The 18241-nt window shown below is 68.1% G+C and carries 21 protein-coding genes; 8 read left to right on the top strand and 13 right to left on the bottom strand.

From position 1 onward, the window contains the following. Positions 1 to 97: 97 nt before the first annotated feature. Positions 98 to 409, bottom strand: a complete 312-nt coding sequence (locus tag GGR46_RS22540; RefSeq protein ID WP_184000320.1) for a CC_3452 family protein — start codon at positions 407 to 409, stop codon at positions 98 to 100. Between the two features lie 149 nt (positions 410 to 558). Between GGR46_RS22540 and GGR46_RS22535 the strand changes: the two genes are divergently transcribed. Next, positions 559 to 1059 carry a winged helix-turn-helix transcriptional regulator gene (locus GGR46_RS22535; protein ID WP_184000319.1) on the top strand — a complete coding sequence of 167 codons (501 nt, stop codon included), beginning with the start codon at positions 559 to 561 and terminating at the stop codon, positions 1057 to 1059. A 12-nt stretch (positions 1060 to 1071) separates the two neighbouring features. Here GGR46_RS22535 and GGR46_RS22530 read toward each other — a convergent pair whose 3' ends face one another. The 6 genes from GGR46_RS22530 to GGR46_RS22505 all read right to left on the bottom strand — a co-directional run bounded on the left by GGR46_RS22530 (position 1072) and on the right by GGR46_RS22505 (position 7342). Further along, positions 1072 to 1371 carry a hypothetical protein gene (locus tag GGR46_RS22530; RefSeq protein WP_184000318.1) on the bottom strand — a complete coding sequence of 100 codons (300 nt, stop codon included), beginning with the start codon at positions 1369 to 1371 and terminating at the stop codon, positions 1072 to 1074. Between the two features lies 1 nt (position 1372). After that, positions 1373 to 1792 carry an acyl-CoA thioesterase gene (locus GGR46_RS22525; RefSeq protein ID WP_184000421.1) on the bottom strand — a complete coding sequence of 140 codons (420 nt, stop codon included), beginning with the start codon at positions 1790 to 1792 and terminating at the stop codon, positions 1373 to 1375. Between the two features lie 67 nt (positions 1793 to 1859). Then, positions 1860 to 5267, bottom strand: coding sequence for an AAA family ATPase (locus GGR46_RS22520; RefSeq protein WP_184000317.1), 3408 nt, complete (start codon positions 5265 to 5267; stop codon positions 1860 to 1862). 29 nt (positions 5268 to 5296) lie between these two features. After that, positions 5297 to 6055, bottom strand: coding sequence for a DsbA family protein (locus GGR46_RS22515; RefSeq protein ID WP_184000316.1), 759 nt, complete (start codon positions 6053 to 6055; stop codon positions 5297 to 5299). A 28-nt stretch (positions 6056 to 6083) separates the two neighbouring features. Continuing rightward, complete coding sequence (locus tag GGR46_RS22510) at positions 6084 to 6809, bottom strand: thioredoxin domain-containing protein (RefSeq protein ID WP_184000315.1); 726 nt, start codon at positions 6807 to 6809, stop codon at positions 6084 to 6086. After that, a complete protein-coding gene (locus GGR46_RS22505; protein ID WP_184000314.1) occupies positions 6809 to 7342 on the bottom strand; it encodes a DUF721 domain-containing protein in 534 nt (177 codons plus the stop codon). Before GGR46_RS22505 ends, GGR46_RS22510 begins: the two co-directional genes overlap by 1 nt. Before the next feature lie 27 nt (positions 7343 to 7369). On the opposite strand from GGR46_RS22505, the gene GGR46_RS22500 reads away from it, so the two are divergent. The 3 genes from GGR46_RS22500 to nudC are packed head-to-tail and all read left to right on the top strand — an operon-like array spanning position 7370 to position 10580. Further along, positions 7370 to 8425, top strand: coding sequence for an NUDIX domain-containing protein (locus GGR46_RS22500; RefSeq protein ID WP_184000313.1), 1056 nt, complete (start codon positions 7370 to 7372; stop codon positions 8423 to 8425). Continuing rightward, positions 8413 to 9696: a serine hydrolase domain-containing protein gene (locus GGR46_RS22495; protein WP_184000312.1), complete on the top strand. Its 1284-nt coding sequence runs from the start codon at positions 8413 to 8415 to the stop codon at positions 9694 to 9696. Before GGR46_RS22500 ends, GGR46_RS22495 begins: the two co-directional genes overlap by 13 nt. An 11-nt stretch (positions 9697 to 9707) precedes the next feature. Continuing rightward, complete coding sequence (gene nudC / locus GGR46_RS22490) at positions 9708 to 10580, top strand: NAD(+) diphosphatase (RefSeq protein ID WP_184000311.1); 873 nt, start codon at positions 9708 to 9710, stop codon at positions 10578 to 10580. A 48-nt stretch (positions 10581 to 10628) separates the two neighbouring features. Here the strand turns inward: nudC and GGR46_RS22485 are convergent, their stop codons facing one another. From GGR46_RS22485 to GGR46_RS22475, 3 genes are all read right to left on the bottom strand, one after another. Further along, a complete protein-coding gene (locus tag GGR46_RS22485) occupies positions 10629 to 11132 on the bottom strand; it encodes a hypothetical protein (protein WP_184000310.1) in 504 nt (167 codons plus the stop codon). A gap of 14 nt (positions 11133 to 11146) precedes the next feature. Continuing rightward, entirely contained in the window at positions 11147 to 11425 is a 279-nt protein-coding gene (locus tag GGR46_RS22480; RefSeq protein WP_307117132.1) for a helix-turn-helix transcriptional regulator, read from the bottom strand. Between the two features lie 84 nt (positions 11426 to 11509). Continuing rightward, on the bottom strand, positions 11510 to 12403 hold the full coding sequence (locus GGR46_RS22475) for a prephenate dehydratase (RefSeq protein ID WP_184000309.1): 894 nt from the start codon (positions 12401 to 12403) through the stop codon (positions 11510 to 11512). Between the two features lie 102 nt (positions 12404 to 12505). Here GGR46_RS22475 and GGR46_RS22470 point away from each other — a divergent pair, with 102 nt between their 5' ends. The 4 genes from GGR46_RS22470 to GGR46_RS22455 all read left to right on the top strand — a co-directional run bounded on the left by GGR46_RS22470 (position 12506) and on the right by GGR46_RS22455 (position 15773). Continuing rightward, the gene (locus GGR46_RS22470; RefSeq protein WP_184000308.1) at positions 12506 to 13180 is read left to right on the top strand and encodes a c-type cytochrome; all 675 of its coding nucleotides are present in this window, start codon (positions 12506 to 12508) and stop codon (positions 13178 to 13180) included. Between the two features lie 79 nt (positions 13181 to 13259). Continuing rightward, complete coding sequence (locus tag GGR46_RS22465; RefSeq protein WP_221262958.1) at positions 13260 to 14186, top strand: hypothetical protein; 927 nt, start codon at positions 13260 to 13262, stop codon at positions 14184 to 14186. A gap of 93 nt (positions 14187 to 14279) precedes the next feature. Beyond that, a complete protein-coding gene (locus GGR46_RS22460; protein WP_184000306.1) occupies positions 14280 to 15365 on the top strand; it encodes an HD-GYP domain-containing protein in 1086 nt (361 codons plus the stop codon). 12 nt (positions 15366 to 15377) lie between these two features. Then, entirely contained in the window at positions 15378 to 15773 is a 396-nt protein-coding gene (locus tag GGR46_RS22455) for a DUF4440 domain-containing protein (RefSeq protein WP_184000305.1), read from the top strand. On the opposite strand, the gene GGR46_RS22450 is transcribed toward GGR46_RS22455, so the two are convergent. From GGR46_RS22450 to GGR46_RS22440, 3 genes are all read right to left on the bottom strand, one after another. Then, positions 15763 to 16686, bottom strand: a complete 924-nt coding sequence (locus tag GGR46_RS22450) for an LOG family protein (RefSeq protein WP_184000304.1) — start codon at positions 16684 to 16686, stop codon at positions 15763 to 15765. The two genes, GGR46_RS22455 and GGR46_RS22450, sit on opposite strands and share 11 nt — an antisense overlap. 79 nt (positions 16687 to 16765) lie before the next feature. Then, entirely contained in the window at positions 16766 to 17437 is a 672-nt protein-coding gene (locus GGR46_RS22445; RefSeq protein ID WP_246426309.1) for an extensin family protein, read from the bottom strand. 42 nt (positions 17438 to 17479) lie between these two features. After that, positions 17480 to 18139 carry a DUF4328 domain-containing protein gene (locus GGR46_RS22440; RefSeq protein WP_184000302.1) on the bottom strand — a complete coding sequence of 220 codons (660 nt, stop codon included), beginning with the start codon at positions 18137 to 18139 and terminating at the stop codon, positions 17480 to 17482. Positions 18140 to 18241: the final 102 nt, after the last annotated feature.

Below are 18241 nucleotides of genomic sequence, written 5' to 3'. Positions count from 1 at the left end.
GGCTGTTGCTTTGCAATAAAATTGAGCGCGATCCGGACGTTCCGAACCGCGCTCAACCTCTTTTATCGGTGCTGGTGTGGCGCTGGCGCCATACCGGTCAGTGCGCCTTGGCGTTGCACTTCTCGAGCGCGGCGGTGTCGAATTCGGTGCCGTTGGCGCGGAAGGCCGAGAGCTTGCCGACTTCGCGGGCGACCAGTTCGCAGACGATGCCGTCGCGGGCATTGGCCTTGGCGGCGGTGCAGGTGCCGGCGCCGCACTTCCACAGCGTGGAGCGCGTGACGAGGCTGGCCTTGGCCGGTGCGGTCACCGGGGTGGCGGCGTAATAGCCGTTCGGGGCACCCTGCGCGATGCCGGCGGCGGGGACGAGGGCCAGCGTGGCCGCGGCCGCTGCGGCGAAGAAGCGGGTCATGGAAACCTCCTGGGGTCGAATCACATGCAACGGGCGTTGCGATTCAATATCTAATTGACATAAAGGTAAGTTGCAACGAGAAACTATTGCTGCAATGCAAGAAGTTACGCCATTCCGTAACGTCGGCTTTTGCGATAGGGTGACAAGTCATGGGTGGTGCCATTCGAGAATCCCTGCGCCAGCTGGCCAATGATTGCAGCCTTCCGGCGGCACTGGAAGCGATGGGCGAACGCTGGTCGTTCCTGATCCTGCGCGGCTCGTTCAACGGGCTGCATCATTTCGAGGAATTCCAGTCCGAGCTGGGCATCGCCCGCAACATCTTGGCCAACCGCCTGGCGCGGCTGGTCGACAAGGGCATCCTGGTCCGCGAGCCCTGTGCCGACGATCGCCGCAAGATCGAATATCGCCTGACCGACAAGGGCTATGCGCTGCTGCCGGCGATGATCGCGCTCAGGCAATGGGGCGAGCGCTGGGAGACGGGCACGCCGGCCTACCCCGTGCTGGTCGACGCGCGCGACAGCCGCCCGATCCGCCAGGTCCAGGTGCTGAGCCATGACGGACGGCCGCTGGGCAAGGGCGACCTGCTCTGGGCGTTGCCGGAGGATGTGGTTCGGGATGACGAGCTGCCCGAGGTGAAGGCGGCGGAGTAGCGCCGGCTGCGTTCAATCCTGGGTATAGAAGGCGTGGCCCGGATTTCGTCGCCGGAGCAGATTGTACAACGGCACGACCGCCATTTCTTCCACCTCGAGGCGCAAGCTTGCATGTTGATCGGTTAGCCAATCGAAGCGGCGCTCGAAGTTGCGGCGAACGCGTCCGAATGCTGCTCTGATCGCCCGTTCGGCATCAGATGCCGGAACATAGCGGTGGCAGTAGAAGCCGCGTGGCCGTGGATGTCCGTCCTGATCCGGTCCGGCGACATGCCAATCGAGCACACCATGCACCAGGACATAGTAGCAGCGCATTTCAGCCGCCCAGTCCTTCCAGTCGTGCCCGCACATTCTCCGGGATCGGCTTGGACTTGCGCGTCTCCAGGTCGACATGGACGCTGACCATCTCGATCTCGGTGTGCAGCTCGCCGGTGTCGGCGTGGCAGAGTTCGATGCGCATCGTCATGCTCGAGCTGCCGACGCGCTCGACGCGGGCGAAGCCTTCGACCATGTCGTCGAACACGAAGGGCTTCCTGTAATTCACCCGCGCGCTGACGACGTTGAATTCGGCGTCGAGCCAGTCGGGGCCGATATCGCCCAGGTCCGCCCAGCGCCAGAACTCGCCCAGCGTCACGTCGGCATATTCGAGATAGCGCGAGTTGAAGACGATCTTCTGCCCGTCGATCTCGGAATAGCGGACGCGGAAGCGGGTGGAGAATTGGAAGCCCTGGCGCATGGCGTTCGGGTGGCGCGGCGCTCCGCCCACGTCAACTGTCACTTCGCCAGTCCCGGGGCCAGGACGCTCATTCGGCCGCCAGCAGGCTCTCCGCGCCACCCAGGTCGACCGACACCAGCCGGCTCACGCCGCGCTCGACCATGGTCACGCCGAACAGCCGGTGCATCCGGCTCATCGTCGCGGCATTGTGGGTGACGATCAGGTAGCGGGTCGCGGTTTCTTCGGTCATCCGCTCGAGCAGGTCGCAGAAGCGATCGATATTGGCGTCGTCCAGCGGTGCGTCGACTTCGTCCAGCACGCAGATCGGCGCCGGGTTGGTCAGGAACAGCGCGAAGATCAGCGCCACCGCGGTCAGCGCCTGCTCGCCGCCCGAAAGCAGGGTGAGCGACTGGAGTTTCTTGCCCGGCGGCTGCGCCATGATCTCGAGGCCGGCCTCCAGCGGATCGTCCGAATCGATCAGCTCCAAGTGCGCCTGGCCGCCATTGAACAGTGTCGAGAACAGCCGGCGGAAATGCTGGTCGACCGCCTCGAACGCCGCGAGCAGCCTTTGCCGGCCCTCGCGGTTGAGCGTGCCGATCGAGCCGCGCAGCTGGTTGACTGCCTGGGCCAGTTCGTCGCGCTCGGCGGCGTTGCTGGTGAAGGCGGCCTCCAGTTCGGCCAGCTCGGTCTCGGCGACCAGGTTTACCGGCCCGATCCGCTCGCGCTCGGCATTGAGCTTCTCATGGCCGGTCGATTCCTCTTCGGGCGATCGTACCGTCGCTTCCTCGAACCCGGCCTTTTGCGGGAGGAGGGGCGGCGGGCATTCGAAGCGTTCGCCGGAGATTCGGCCCATCTCGATCCGGCGGGTCTCCTGGTTCTCGGCCCGGGCCACCGCGCCGGCGCGCTCCTCGCGGGCCTGGGCCAGGATCTCGTTGGCGCCGCGCACCGCGCCTTCGGTCTCGCGCACCGCGATCTCGGCCTCGCGCTCGGCGGCCTGGGCGGCGGCGCTCTCGATCCGCGCCTTCTCGGTCGCTGCCTCGGCCTCGGCGAGCTGCGCCTCCAGCGCCGCGGGCTTGCCGGCGATCGCTTCGCTTTCCTCGGCGAGCTGTAGCCCGCGCTTCTCCATCTCGTTCGCGCGCCTAGCTGCGTCGCCGGCCCGCGACTTCCAGCTCTTGGCCTCGGCGCCGGCGGCAGCATGGCGCTCGCGCGATGCACCGATCTCGCGCTCCAGCGTGCCGCGCTCGGCCCGGGCACTGGCGGATGCCGCGCGCTTGCCCTCGGCATCGGTGGAGAGTGACGCCACCCGGGCGCGCGTCTCGGTGCCGTCGGGCAGCGCCGCCTTGGCCGCCTCGGCGCGGTTCAGCTCGGTCGCGGCTTCGTCCTGCTCGGCGGCGATCCGGCGGATGCGCGCGTCGAGATCGGCGCGCTGCGAATCGAGCCGTTCCAGCTGCGCCGTCGCCCGGTCCTCGGCCCGGCCCGCCTCCCGCCCGGCATTCTCGGCATGCTCCAGCACGCGCCGGCAATCCGCAGCCGCGCGCCGCGCCTCGGTGATGTTGCCCTCGATCCGCGCCAGCTTGGCATCGGCGCTCTCGACGGCGCGGACCGCCGCTGGCCGCGCCTTCTCGATCGCGGCGAGCCGGTTGACCCGCACCAGCCGCTCGGCCGCCGCCGCGCCGCCTGATTTGGCGACATAGCCGTCCCAGCGCCGCAGCACGCCGGCCAGTGTCACCAGCCGCTGCCCTACGGCGAGCGGCTGGCCGTCATCGCTATCGGCAACCAGAACCTGGGCCAGGCGCCGCGACAGCCCCGTGGGCGCCTGGACATGCTGGCCGAGCGGCGACGTACCCGAAGGCGCGCCGGGATCGCCCGGCTGCGGCTCGGCGCCCGCCCAATAGCGCTCGGCGCTGGTGTCGAGCCCGGCCTCGAGATCGTCGCCCAGCGCTGCCGCGAGCGCCCGCTCGTATCCGGCATCGACCTTGAGCTTGTCGAGCAGCCGGTCCTTGTCCGAGGGGCGGGTCGCCTTGGCCAGCGCGGCGGCTTCGCTGTCGAGCTGGGCGAGCTCGGCATGGGCGGTGGCGCGCTTGGCCTGGGCGTGGTTGCGCGCCTCGATCGCGCTGCGCTCCTCGGCATCGGCGCGGGAAAGCCCGGTGCGCGCGCTCTCCGCCTGGTGAATCGCCTGCGCCCGCGCCTCGGCGGCGCGCTTCTTCTCGGCGTGCAGCGGCTCGGGGTCGGGCAGCGCCTTCAATTCGGCATCGATCCGCGCCCGGTCGCGTTCGGAGCGCTCGACCCGGGTGCGCGCCGCGGCCAGTGCGGCTTCGGCGACGCGTGCCTCGGCCGCCTCGCTCGCCTGCGCCGCCAGCGCCTGGGCCAGCGCGACCTCGGCATCGCGCGCGGCGCGTTCGGCATCGGCAAGGGCGGCGTCGAGATGCGGCATCCGTGCCGTCGTCTCGGCGATGCGCCGGTCGAGCGTCTTCACTTCCTCGTCGAGCCGCGCCAGCGCCTCGGCAGCGTCGCGGGCGAGCGCGCCTTCGCGGCCGCGATCCTCCTCCAGCCGGCGCGTCGCGTCCTGCAATTCCTGGATACGCCGCTCGACCGCTGCCTTGTCGGCACGCAGCGTCGCGAGCCCGTGCATCGCCTCGGTCGCCCGGTCGCGGACGCTCAGCGCCTCGGCACGCAGGGTGGCGAGCTTCTCGGCCGCTTCCTGCTGCACCGCCACCGCCGAATCATGTGCCCTGGTCCGCTCGGCGACCAGGGCCTCGGCCGCCACCGCTTCCTTCTTGGCCGCATCCGCTGCCGTCGCCGCGTCGCGCCAGCGCGCGAAGATCATCCGCGCCTCGGCGACGCGGATCCGGTCGGAAAGCTCGCGGTAGCGCTCGGCCTGGCGCGCCTGGCGCTTGAGCTGCGCGGCGCGATTCTCCTGGTCGCCGATCACTTCGTCGAGCCGGGTGAGGTTCGCCTCGGTCGCGCGCAGGCGTTGCTCGGCATCCTTGCGGCGCACATGCAGCCCGGAAATGCCCGCGGCCTCTTCCAGCATCGCCCGGCGCTCGCCCGGCTTGGCCATGATGATCGCGCTGATCCGCCCCTGGCTGACCAGCGCCGGCGAATGCGCGCCCGTCGCCGCATCGGCGAACATCAGCGCGACGTCCTTGGCGCGCACGTCGCGCCCGTTGATCCGATAGGCCGAGCCCGCGCCGCGCTCGATCCGGCGGACGACTTCCAGCTCGTCGTCCTCGCCGACCTGGTCGGCCTGGATCGTGACTTCGGCGAAGTCGCGCGAGGGACGGGTGGCGGTGCCGGCGAAGATCACGTCTTCCATGCCGGCGCCGCGCATCGATTTGGCGCTGGTCTCGCCCATCACCCAGCGCAGGGCTTCGAGCAGGTTCGATTTGCCGCAGCCATTCGGGCCGACGATCCCCGTCAGCCCCGGCTCGATGCGGAGGTCAGCCGGGTCGACGAAGCTCTTGAAGCCCGTCAGCCGCAGCCGCTTGATCTGCACCTGGCTCTACCCCCGCGGCATCATGGGCGTCAGCGCGCGCCCGCTGCCTTGAGCAGCGGCTCGAGCTGTTCCCAGGTGCCGGCCTCGACCTTCTTGCCGTTGATGAAGAAGCTCGGGGTGCCGTTCACGCCATAGACGGTGGCGCCGTCCGCATTGACCTTGGCGATCTCCTCGATCTTCTTCTGGTCGCCCAGGCACTGGCGCGCCTTGGCTTCCGGAACGCCGCGCTGCTTCATGAAGTCGATCATGCCGAGCGCCTCGGCGAAGCCCACCGCGGCCTGCGGCGCCGGCTGGCTCTGGAGCTGCTGCGCCAGCTGCGGGTTGGTCTTCACCAGCTGCTCGGTGCGCTGGAGGAACTGTTCCTGGTTCTCGAAATACTGGTCGAGCATGCTGAAGAAGCTCTCGTCCGGCACGCACTGGTTGAGCAGCGCGGCGGCGAGGTCGGGCGCGCCGTGGATCAGGAAGTCGCGGAATTCCCAGCTGACCTTGCCGGTCGAGATGTACTTCTGGCGCAGCGGCTCGGGCGCGGTGCGGCCGAACAGCCCGCAATAGGGGCAGTTGCGCGAGCCATATTCGACCAGCTTGATCGGCGCGTTCGGATTGCCCTGGAGGTAGCCGCCATCCTTGGTCTTGGCGATCGTGTCGACCCAGGCCTTGCCGGCGGGTGCGGTGACCGAGGCAACCGGAGCGGCGCTGACCGCCGCGCTGCTGTTGCCCGTGTCGCCCCCGCCGCACGAAGCGAGCGCGAACAGCGCGGGGATCAGGGCCAGGGCGAATTTGGTACGCATAGCGATATCTTCTCCAGAATATCCGAAATCAGGCGCCGTTCGCCCAGAGCTCGGGCAGCAGCCTGTCCCAGCTAAAGGCACTTACCTTGCGCGCATTGACGATGAAAGTGGGGGTGCCCTGCACCTGGTAGATCTTCACTGCATCCGCATTGGTCTGCGAGATGCGGGCGATCAGCTTGGGATCGGCCAGGCATTTGCGCGCCTGGGCCTCGGGCAGGCCCTGGGTCTTCATGAAGGCGATCATGCCGGTCGCCTCCGCGAAGCGCGTCGCCATCTGGCCGGCCGGCAGCTTCTGCCAGGCCTCGACCTGCTGGGGCTGGTCCTTCAGCACCGCCATCAGCTTCTCCTCGAACTGGTGCTGATTGGCGAAGAGCGCATCGAGCACCGGGAAGAAGCGCGCCGTCGGCACGCACTGGTTGAGCAGCGCCGCGGCAAGGTCGGGCGGGCCGTGGATCAGATAGTCGCGAAACTCGTAGCTGACCTTGCCGCTGGCGATGAAGTCCTTGCGCAGCGGCGGTACGCCTTCCGCGGCGAAGCGTCCGCAGGTCGGGCAGCCGCGCGAGCCATATTCGACCAGCTTCACCGGTGCGTCCGGATTGCCCAGGCGGAAGCCGCCCTGGGGGGTGAGGGCGACGGTGGCTTCCCAATTGGGTGCGGCCGCGGGTTTGGCCGGCGCCTTCTTCGCCTGCTGCGCCGAGGCACCGCCAGCCAGGGCCAGCGCGAGCGCGCCGGCGATCATGAGGATATTACGCATCAGTCGATCCGGCCGATCTTGGGTTTCTCGTCGCTCGCCGCGACGCCGGCGGCCAGTGCCTCGAGCACGGCCTTCAATTCGGGATCGGCGATGCCGCGCAGGCTGTCGCCCATCGCTTCGCTCAGCGGCTTGAGGCTGGGCGGCGGCGCGGCCTTGGCCGGTGCCTTCACCTGACCGTGGCGGATGGCGATCTTCGCCACCGCCGGATAGCCGAAGAAGCGGTTCACCCGGTCCATGATCTCGGGCGAGACATGCTGCATCGTCGGCGCGAAGGCGCCCGAGACGATCAGGCTCAGCACGCCCTGCTCGCGCTTGCCCTGGGGGAACTTGATCGATTCGGGAATCGAGACGCGGGCATAGCGCTCGCCGACGATCTCGGCCCAGCGGCTGACGATCGAGTGCTGGACGAAGCCGAACTTGCGGAAGCTCGCCGCGCCGACATCGGGCAGCAGCTCGGAGACCGAGCGGGCGCGCAGCGCGCGCTGCGGCTCGGGCTTGGGCTGGCGGGTCGTGGCGCGTGGGGGCTTCGTCATTTCCACCAACCCATGCCATAGGGCCCTGTGCCCGACAACGCCCCTCGCGCAATCGCCTCCGCGCTGCTCCACTGGTATGACCACAACGCCCGCGACCTGCCCTGGCGTGCGCGGCCCGGCGCCAATGCGCCCGACCCCTATCGGGTCTGGCTGTCCGAAGTGATGCTGCAGCAGACCCAGGTCGCCAGCGTCATTCCCTATTTCGATAAGTTCACCCGGACCTGGCCGACGGTGGAGGCGCTCGCCGCCTCGGAGGATGCCGACCTGATGGCTGCCTGGGCCGGGCTCGGCTATTATGCTCGCGCGCGAAACCTGCTCGCCTGCGCCCGCGAAGTGGCGCGGCGCGGGGCGTTCCCCGATACGGAGCAGGGCCTGCGCGAACTGCCCGGGGTGGGCGGTTATACCGCCGCCGCGATCGCCGCGATCGCATTCGGCCGGCGCGCGGTGGTGGTCGATGCCAATGTCGAACGCGTCGTCTCGCGCCTGTTCGCGGTCGAGGACGTGCTGCCGGGCGCCAAGGCGAAAATCTACGCGCTCACCGATTCGGTGACGCCGGAGCTGCGCTCGGGCGATTTCGCCCAGGCAATGATGGACCTGGGCAGCGGCATCTGCACGGCCCGCTCGCCCAAATGCCTGCTCTGTCCCCTGCGCGAGCATTGCGCCGGTTTCGCGGGCGGCACGCCCGAACGCTATCCCCGCAAGGCCGCCAAACCGCCCAAACCCCAGCGTTTCGGCACGATGTTCTGGCTCGAGCGCGACGGCGCGGTGCTGCTCGTCCGCCGTCCCGACAAGGGGCTGCTGGGGGGCATGCGCGCGCTGCCCACCGGCGCCTGGGCCGATTCGCCGCCCGGTCTCGCCGATCCGCCCGCAAAGGCGGAATGGAAGCTGCTCACGGAAACCGTCTCTCACGGTTTCACCCATTTCAACCTCGATGTCGCACTTGCGGCTGCAACATTGTCGTCGCATGCAGGCGCCGCCGTCGAAGGGGAATGGTGGCCGGTCGCCGATCTCGAATCGGCCGGCCTGCCCACCGTTTTCGCCAAGGCGGCACGGCAATTCAGGAGAATGCTATGCGCGGTCTGATCGGTTTCGGCTTTGGCATCGCGGCGCTGGCCGCACCGGCATTCGCGCAGACCGCTCCCAAGCCTCCTGCCGCGCCCAACGTTTCGGCCGAGACCGCGCTGGCGAAGCGCTATGTCGCCGAGGGCAAGGTGCCCGGCATCGTCATTCTCGCCGGCCGGCCCGATGGCAGCGTCACCGTGGTGAGCGAAGGCCGCGTTGCCGACGAGCCGACGGCGCACAAGGCGGATATCGACAGCCTGTGGCGGGTCTATTCGATGACCAAGCCGATCACCGGCATCGCCGCGATGATCCTGGTCGAGCAGGGCAAGCTCAGGCTCGATCAGCCGATCAGCGACTTCATCCCGGCGTTCAAGGACATGAAGGTGTTGGTCGATCCGTCCAAGGACCTGACCACCCGTCCGGCGAAGACCCCGATCACGGTGCGCCACCTGCTCACCCACACTGCGGGCCTGGGCTACAACATCATCACCAAGGGGCCTTTGCTCGACGAGTACAACAAGCTCGGCATCAACCCCGCCCAGGTGAACGCGCAGATGGAAGGCCAGATGGCGGCCGTCCGCCCGGACAGCCTGGAGGAATTCGCCAACCGCACCGCCTCGCTCCCGCTGATCGCCGAGCCCGGCACCAAATGGAGCTATTCGATCGGCCTCGACGTGCTCGGCCGGGTGATCGAAGTGGCGAGCGGCATGAAGTTCGACGAATTCGTCAACACGCGGATATTCGCACCGCTCAAGATGCAGCAGAGCTACTGGACGGTGCCGGCGGACAAGCTCGGCAATTTCTCCAGCAACTATGTCTTCATGGGCGCCACCCGCGTCGTCGCCGATCCGGCGGCCGGCTCGATCTACCTGAAGAAGCCCGAATTCCCCTATGGCGGCGCCGGCCTGGTGATGTCGGCGCGCGACTATGACCGGTTCCTCCACATGCTGCTGAACGGCGGCACGCTCGACGGCACCCGCATCCTCAAGCCCGAGACGGTCGCGGTGGCGATGTCGAACCTGCTCCCCGCCGGTGCGGACACCTCGATCCTCAACGAGACCGCGAAGGACACTGGCGCGCAGATGGGCTTCGGCGCCGGCGGCTCGGTCTATCTGAACGACGTGGCCGGCGGCCCGGGCAAGGGCACCTTCGGCTGGGGTGGTGCTGCTGGCACGATCGCCTGGGTCGATCCAGTCCACAAGGTGCGCGGCGTCGGCATGATCAACCTGTTCGGTGACACGCCGCTGAAGCGCGAAGTGTCCAAGGCGATCTACGGCGACATCGCCAAGTGAAACCGGGCCAGATGGATCTGCGGCCGGGCTTCACCGGCAACACGCTCGACCGTGCCGACCGTGTCCGCCACCAGCCCGAGCTGCTCGAAGCGGCGCTGGCGGATGCGGGCGCGCGGCTGCTGGTGCTCGACGGGCTCGATCCGATCCTCGACGAGGACGGCCGGCTGACCTGGACCGATCTGGCCGAGGCCCAGGGCGAACTGCTCTTCCTCGGTTATGACCAGGGCGTGCCTCGCTTCGTCTCGGCGCTGCCCGACGACATGCCCGTCCCGATGGGCCGCTCGCTGGCGATGTTCGCGCTGCTCGACCGGTTCGCCGCGCCCGATGCCGCCAATTATGCCGCGGCGCGCAGCCTGGTCTTCTGGCACGGCCGCCACCGTTTCTGCGCCAATTGCGGTTCGCCGACGCGCATCTCGCACGCCGGTTGGGGGCGCCACTGCCCCCATTGCGGCGCCGAGCATTTCCCGCGGGTCGAGCCGGTGGTGATCATGCTCGCCGAAAGCGGCGACAAGGCACTGCTCGGCCGCCAGCCGAGCTGGCCGCCGGGCCGCTACTCTGCGCTGGCCGGCTTCCTCGAGGTGGGCGAGGCGATCGAGGAAGCGGTACGCCGCGAGACGTGCGAGGAATCCGGTATCCGCGTCGGTGCGGTTCGCTATGTCGCCAGCCAGCCCTGGCCCTTCCCGGCTTCGCTGATGGTTGCCTGTATCGGCGAGGCGCTGAACGACGAGATCGCGATCGACGCCAACGAGCTCGAGGATGCCCGCTGGTTCACCCGCGACGAGGTCCGCCAGGCACTGGCCCGCGATCCCGCCGCGCCGTTCATCGCGCCGCCGCCCTATGCGATCGCCCATACGCTGCTGACGGCCTGGGCGGAGGGGGCTTAGCCTCTCTTATTCCCCTCCCTGCAAGGGAGGGGAGCTTCAACGGGAAGCTCAATCCTCGTCGGCAGGCTGCGTCGTCCAGCTCGCGTAGAGCGTCGGAACGGTCAAATAGAGCACGAACAGCATATAGGCGAAGTTGGCGATCTGCCCGATCAGCACGTCGCGGCTCCAATTGCCGATCAGGGTGAGTGCGAGGGTCAGCCACAGGCCGAGAAAGGCGGTGAAGGCCACCGTCGCGAAGCCGGCGAGGAAGGCGCGCTGGCGCAGCTGGCGGTCGAACTCGTCGGCCCCCGGCGTGCCCCAGGCCTTGATCGGCCCGAAGATCGGCAGGAACACGCCGAGCGCGAAGCCGGCCGAGATCGCGGCATAGCCGAGCTGCGTCGCGTCGGGCCGCGCCAGCCCCCAGATCCAGCCGCCGATCGCGAGGGCCAGTGCAAATATCGGGATCCAGCGGAGATGGCGGCGCCGCACCTCGTGCCGGGCCAGCGCGGGAATGCCCGTGCGCTCCGACGCGGCGTCGAGTTTGGCGAACAGGCGCTCGTTGAACTTGGACATGGCGGCCTCCGGCATCATTCGGCGGCGCGGCGCAGGGCAGCCGCGACCGATTCGAAAGGGGTGAAGGAGAAGACGAGCTCGACCGGCAGGTCGAACGCCTGCGCGATCTTCATGCCGAGCTCCAGGCTGGGGCTGTAGTCGCCGCGCTCGAGATAGCCGATCGTCTGGGGGTTCACCCCCACCGTTTCGGCCAACTCGCGCCGGCTCATCCCGCGTTCGGCACGGAACAGGGCAATTCGGTTGTGAATCTGCGGCAATGTGGCGACTCGAATGACGATATGTTGTCTATACACAACGATTCGTGGTGTTGAGTCAAGCAAACGCCATCGCGCCGGGAATCACGTCCCGGCGCAATCCTTGTCGCTTTCGGCGTCTGTTTACGCCCGCGGGCGGGCCTGCTTGTAGGTGCCGAGCACGCGCATCCACTTGGTGTGGAACTTCAGCTCTTCCAGCGCGCGGGCGACCGGGGCCTCGTCGGGGCTGCCGACGATGTCGGTGTAGAACTCGGTCGCCGCGAAGCTGCCGCCGCGCTGGTAGCTCTCCAGCTTGGTCATGTTGACCCCGTTGGTCGCGAAGCCGCCCAGCGCCTTGTAGAGCGCCGCCGGCACGTTCTTCACCTCGAAGACGAAGGTGGTCATGAACGGACCGCTTTCCTCCTCGGCCACCAGCGGCTCGCGCGCCAGGATCACGAAGCGGGTCATGTTGTGCTCGGCATCGGCGATGTCCTCGCCCAGCATCTTCAGGCCGTAGAGTTCGGCCGCGCCCGGCGGCGCCAGAGCGGCGACCGCGGGGTCTGCGTCCTCGGCCACCATCGCGGCGGCGCCGGCGGTGTCGGGATAGGCGAGCGGCGAGATGCCCTGCGCCTTCAGCCAGTGGCGGCACTGGCCGAGCGCCTGGGGATGGCTCATCGCCTGGCGGACGCCCTCGATCGGGCCCAGGCCCATCAGCCCGTAGCGGATCGGCAGGAAATGCTCGCCGATGATCGACAGCCCCGATTCGGGCAGCAGGAAGTGGATGTCGGCAACGCGGCCGTGCAGCGAATTCTCGATCGGGATCATCGCGCAGCCGGCCCGGCCTTCCTTCACCGCGTCGATCGCGTCCTCGAAGGAAAAGCAGGGGAGCGGCAGCCCGTCCGGAAAGCATTCGCGCACCGCGATATGCGAATTGGCGCCCGGTGCGCCCTGGAAGGCGACGGCACGTACGGGGGTCCTTGCGGCCGCCTCGGTCATCTCCGCGACGAGCTTTCTCGCCGGGCTCGCGAAATTCTCCATAATGCGCGGGCGCTAGCTGCCGAACCTCGTAGCCGCAAGCCCCGCTTGCTTTCGCTGCAAGGGCGGCTTTAAAGAAGCGCAACATATCCGCAGGGGCATTTCATGGACAATCGCTTCAATACGATCGCGGGATGGGCACTTGCGGGGGGGATTGCTGCGCTCGGACTATCGATCGCCAGCGGAATGTACTTCCATGCCGAGCGCCCCGAGCACATGGGTTATGTGATCGAAGGTGTAGAGGAAGCCAGCGAAGGCGGTGCGGCGGCGGTCGCCGAGCCGATCGCGACCCGTCTGGCCAAGGCGGATGTCGCCAAGGGCGAGGCTTCGTTCAAGAAGTGCATGGCCTGCCACACGATCAACCAGGGCGGCGCCAACGGCATCGGTCCGAATCTCTATGCGACGATGGGTGAGGGCATTGCCGAGGGCAAGGGCGGCTTCGCCTTCTCCGACGCGCTCAAGGCCGTCGGCGGCAAGTGGGACTTCGACAAGATGGATGCGTGGCTGACCAATCCGCGCAAGTTCGCCACCGGCACCAAGATGACCTTCGCCGGCATCCCGGACGCCCAGGAACGTGCCAACGTCATCGCCTATCTGAACGCCCAGGGCTCGAACCTGCCGTTGCCGGCAGCGCCGGCCGCCGGTGCGGCCCCCGCCGAGGGCAATGCCACCGACGATCATGCCGCGGGCGGCAATCTCTCGAACGAGGCGACTCCGGCCGAGGGCGCGCCTTCCAAGGATCCCGCCGCCAAGGCGCCGGCCGAGAAGAAGGGCGTCTGAGGACGCCTTTCTACGGGATCGGATCTACAAGGCGCCGCGGATCGTTCCGCGGCGCTTTTGGTTTGGCGGTTCCGTCGTGATGCAGATGCCCGTCGCGCAGTCCCGCAAGCGCTCGACCCGGCTCGTCGCGCGCCAGGTCTCCGAACTGCTGCTGGCGCGCAGCCGGCGCGGGCTCGCGCTGGTGCCCCAGGAACGGCTGGCCGGCTTCGTGTTCGAAGTGGTGCTGGGCGGCAGCATCGCCCACCATCCCTATCGCGATGCCGCGTCCGGTCGGTGGATCGGGGTGGAGGATGCGGGCACGCTCGGCCGGCCGGTCAATGCCACCGCCATCGCCCATTCGATGTGCCTGCCGCACACCACCGTGCGTCGGCGCGCGGCAGAGCTGGTCGAGGAAGGTCTGCTGGTCCGCGGCGACAGCGGCTTCTGCGTCGCGCCCCGCTTTTTCGAAGGTGATGCGCTCGGCCGCCTGGCGGCCGAGGATGCCGCCGATCTGATGCGGACGCTGGGGATTCTTGCCGAGGCCGGCTATGATCCCGCCATCGCTGCGCTGGACGCCGGTGTCGCAGCCTTGCCGGCCGGCGTGGTCGAAAGGCTGATCCTCGCCTTCTGCCTGCGCGCATTGGAGACGCTCACCGAACTCTATGGTGACGTCACCGCCGGCACGATCGTCGCCGCGATCACGGCGATCAATGTCCGCCGCGTCACGGCGGATCCGGATCTCGCCCGGCTCTATTCGTCCGAGGACATGCCGCCGCCCGACGATCTGCGCGAGCCGGTGACGTTGCGTGCGCTCGCCCGCGCGATCGACCTGCCCTTCGAGACCGTGCGCCGCCGCGTCGTCGCGCTGGTCGCGGCCGAGCTGGTCACCTGGAAGGATGGCGGGGTGTTCGTGCCCGCCCGCGTGATGCTGGGCGAGCGCCACATCGCCAACAACCGGCGCATCACCCTGCATTTCGACCAGATGCTGGCCACGCTCGCCACCCTGGTGGGCGAGCTGCGCGATTGACCCATTTTGGCATGTGGCTCGATTGCTTCCCAAGCCTCGGACAAATTACGTAAAATCCTACAAATAGAGCCGCATGGCCGGGGGATTGGGCGCATGGGGGATTTGCCGTCTTCGGACGGATTGAACGCCGGCGAATGGCGTGATCTCGGCAGCGTTGAGGCGCCGTCGGCCAGCCCTGCGTCCGCGCCCCGGCGGCTGTCCGCCACCCGGCTCCACACCAACGCCCGCCCTGCCAGCCTGGCGGTGGAGCGCGACCGGGCCCGCGAGATCGTCGGTCTGGCGAAGGACAGCGTCACAGAGACCTTCTCGGACATCCGCTTCGGCCGGAAGATCCAGGCTGCCAATCTCGCGCCGGTGGTCTCGGCGATCGCCGCCTCGGTCGCGCGCAGCCCCACCGCCTTGCCCAGTGTCACGCGCTTCAAGCTGCACGACGAATATACCTATTTCCATTCGGTCGCGGTCTGCGGGCTGATGCTCGCGCTCGGGAATGAGCTGCGCCTGCCGCCCGAACTCACCCAGGAGATCGGCCTGGCCGGCCTGCTCCACGATATCGGCAAGGCGCGGATCGATGCCGATCTGCTCAACAAGCCCGGCCCGCTCGATCTCGACGAATATGCCCGGGTCCAGGCGCATACGCTGCGCGGCTATGAGCTGCTGCGCGATTCGGGGATCGAATCGGAGATCGCGCTCGATGTCTGCCTGCATCATCACGAGCGGATCGACGGCGGCGGCTATCCCTCGGGCATCTCGCAGAAGACGCTGAGCATCCATGCCCGGATGGCGGCGGTGTGCGACGTGTTCGACGCAGTCACCTCGAACCGCGCCTATAAGCGCAGTTGGTCGCCCGGGGCGGCGCTCGACTGGATGATGGGCACCACCGGCCATTTCGACCCGCGCGTGCTGCGCGCCTTCCGTGCGTTGCTCGGCGTGTTCCCGGTCGGCGCACTGGTCCGGCTCGAGAGCCAGCGCCTCGCGGTGGTGATCGACGAGCCCGCCGATTCGCCGACCACGCCCGATGTCGCGGTCTTCCTCTGTGCGAACACGAAGCGCGAGCTGGCGCCGGTACGTATCGCGACCCGCTCGGATCCGATCGTCGGGCTGGAAGTCGCGGCGAAATGGGGGCTCGCCGATTTCGAGGCGAAGCGGGCGTGGCTGCTGGACGTGTTCGGCCCCGCCTAGCTAGAGGAGGTCATGGTCTCGCAACCCGGTCCCGAACTCGCCATCCGCCTGCGCCGCGCGGCGTTCAATCGCGCGCTGGCCGAGGCCGATCTCAATGCGATCGGCCCGATCCTGGCGAACGATGTCGTACTGGTCGCCGGTACCGATTCGGCGCTGATCTCGGGCCGCAAGGCGCAGCTTCTCGCCTGGAAGCGCGAATTCGCCGCGCGCGATCGCAGCATCTACACCCGCACGCCCGAGACGATCCTCGCCTCACCGGTGGAGCCGATCGCCTTCGAGCATGGCGCCTGGCAGGGTGTGTCGGCGGCGAGCGGGGCGGTGCAGGCCTCGGGGACCTACACCGCCAAATGGCGCCGGCTCGGCGCCGACTGGGTGATCGAGGCCGAGCTCTACCTCACTATGGCTTGAGCACGGTCTCGGGCTTGTCGATCCCCGGGCGAGGACGCGCGATCACCGTGTGATCCTTGTCCTTCCAGAAGTCCTGGACGATCTGCCAGCCCTCTTCTGCGGTCTCGCAGAAGTGGAACAGGTTCAGGTCCTTGGGCGAGATCACGCCTTCCTCGCACAGCGCTTCGAAATTGACGACGCGGGTCCAGAAGTCCTTGCCGTAGAACAGCACCGGGATCGGTTCGATCTTGCCGGTCTGGATCAGGGTGAGCAGCTCGAACGATTCGTCGAACGTGCCGAAGCCGCCCGGGAAAACCGCCACCGCGCGCGCGTGCAGCAGGAAGTGCATCTTGCGCAGGGCGAAATAGTGGAACTGCATCGACAGGCCCGGCGTGACGTACGGGTTCGGCGCCTGCTCGTGGGGCAGCAGGATGTTGAGGCCGATCGTGTCGGCGCCCACGTCGCGTGCACCGCGATTCGCCGCTTCCATGATCGAAGGGCCGCCGCCCGAGGTCACCACGAAGTGGCGGTTCCCCGCCTCGTCGAGCGGGAAGTTGGAGGCGAGCTGCGCCAGCTCGCGGGCGACGTCGTAATATTTGGACTTCTCGACCAGCCGCTCGGCGATGATCTTCTGCTGCGGCGTCTCGGCCAGCTCGAGCAGCGCGCCCGCCTTGCTCGGCTCGGGAATGCGCGCCGAGCCATAGATGACGAAGGTCGACTTGATGTGCGCCTCGTCGAGCAGCAGCTGCGGCTTGAGCAGCTCGAGCTGGAAGCGCACCGGCCGCAGATCCTCGCGCAACAGGAAGTCCATGTCCTGGAAGGCGAGGCGGTAGGCGGGGTGCTCGGTCTGCGGGGTGCCGGTGGCGGTGTTGGCGTTCTGCACTTCCTGCTGGGCAGGGCGGAAAACGCGGCTCGGAACTTTCGTATCGCTCATTTCGCTCGGCTTAGGCCGATCCGAAGCGCCCTGCAATCAGCGCCCCGCCGCGGCAGCGGCAAAAACCAGCGATGCCGCGTTAGCGGCAGAAAGGTCCCCTCCCCATGTCGAGGTGGAGGTGGTTGTAGTGCGCCGCGTTGTAATCGGGGCTCAGCACCGTGGCGAAGCGCTTGCACGCCGATCCGTGGATCGTCTCGAGGAAGGCACGCACCTGCTGGTCTCCCGTCCGCCAGTCGCGTTCGATCGTGATCCGGCGGCCATCAGCCAGCACGAAGCCCGACACGTCGACCGCATTGGCCAGCCCATGCTCGGACATGCGCGCCGCCGATGCCGCGGCGTTGCCGATGATCCCGCGGCACGAATAGGTGCCATAGGTCTCGACCTTGACCAGGTCGCTGCCCAGCATCTGCCGCGCCGCCGGGGCCACTGCGAAGCGCACCCAGGCGGTGAAGTTGCGCGCCAGCCCGCATTTCATCGACTTGAGCCCGGTGACGGGCACGCCGATGTCGAGCAGTTGCACCGCGCCGGTGACCACGCAGCCGCCACCGAAGTCCCGGTCCGGCAGCCCGGAATAGCGGACATGCTCGCGCGACAGGTCGGCAAAGCATTGCTGCGTCTCGCGCGGGGTCGGGCCATTGAGCGTGACCGGACCCGAGGCGCGCGGACGAATCGGCGCCGGAGCAGGGCGATCGTCACCGCCGAACATGCAGCCGGCCAGGATCAGGGGCAGGGCAAGTGCAACGACGCGCATGGCGTGACCCATAGCGCGCTATGCCCAGCCCCCGCTAGCCGCCTATCCGAACACCGCCTCATGCGTCTCGGCGCTGCTCGCCTCGTGCTGGATTTCCGAAAGCCGGCCGACCAGCCGGAGCAGCAGCAAGCCCGTGAGCAGGTCGACGGGCATGCAGATCGCATCGACCCATTGGACGGCGAGAAGCTGGTCGAGCGATTCGGCGCGCAGGCTGAGCCGGAACGAGACGTTGCCGAGGATCGAGGAGAGGATCCAGCCTACCCACCAGAAGGTCAGCCAGCCGGGAACCGGCGCGTCATAGGGGTCATGCGGCGCAACGCTGGCGCGCCATGCCTGGCGGATGCCCTCGAACGGCTTCCACAGATTGGCGAACGGAACGAAGAAGAAGCCGACATTCCACCCCGGCGTCATCGACATCCCGTTGGAAAGCGTGTGTGCGTTCTTGTTCACCCGGTAGATCCAGCGCGCAACCAGGACGATCGTGACCAGGTTCACCAGCAGCATCGGAATCGCGGCGATCTGGTTGACCTGATCGACGACGCCAAGGTCCTCGACCGTCGCTGCGCCGCGCTGGAAGCTGCCTATGGCCACGATGCTGTAGACGGCGGCCAGGCCATAGCCGATCGATGCGATCAGCCAGAGCATAAGCGCGATCCGCACCGCCCGCGCCAGGCGGAGCGGGTCCTTGAGCTCATAATCCATGCTTTCCCCCTTTTGCCCGGCATCCTGAATGCTCGGGCATGCGCTGTCCACGCACTTCCGGAATTGACTTTCGCAGGCTCGCCGCTAGGGCCGTCGGCGGGC

Source organism: Sphingomonas kyeonggiensis, assembly GCF_014196745.1.
GTDB classification, from domain to species: domain Bacteria; phylum Pseudomonadota; class Alphaproteobacteria; order Sphingomonadales; family Sphingomonadaceae; genus Sphingomonas; species Sphingomonas kyeonggiensis.
Note: the sequence above shows the minus strand (reverse complement) of the source record. Positions and strands in the feature narration are given on the sequence as shown.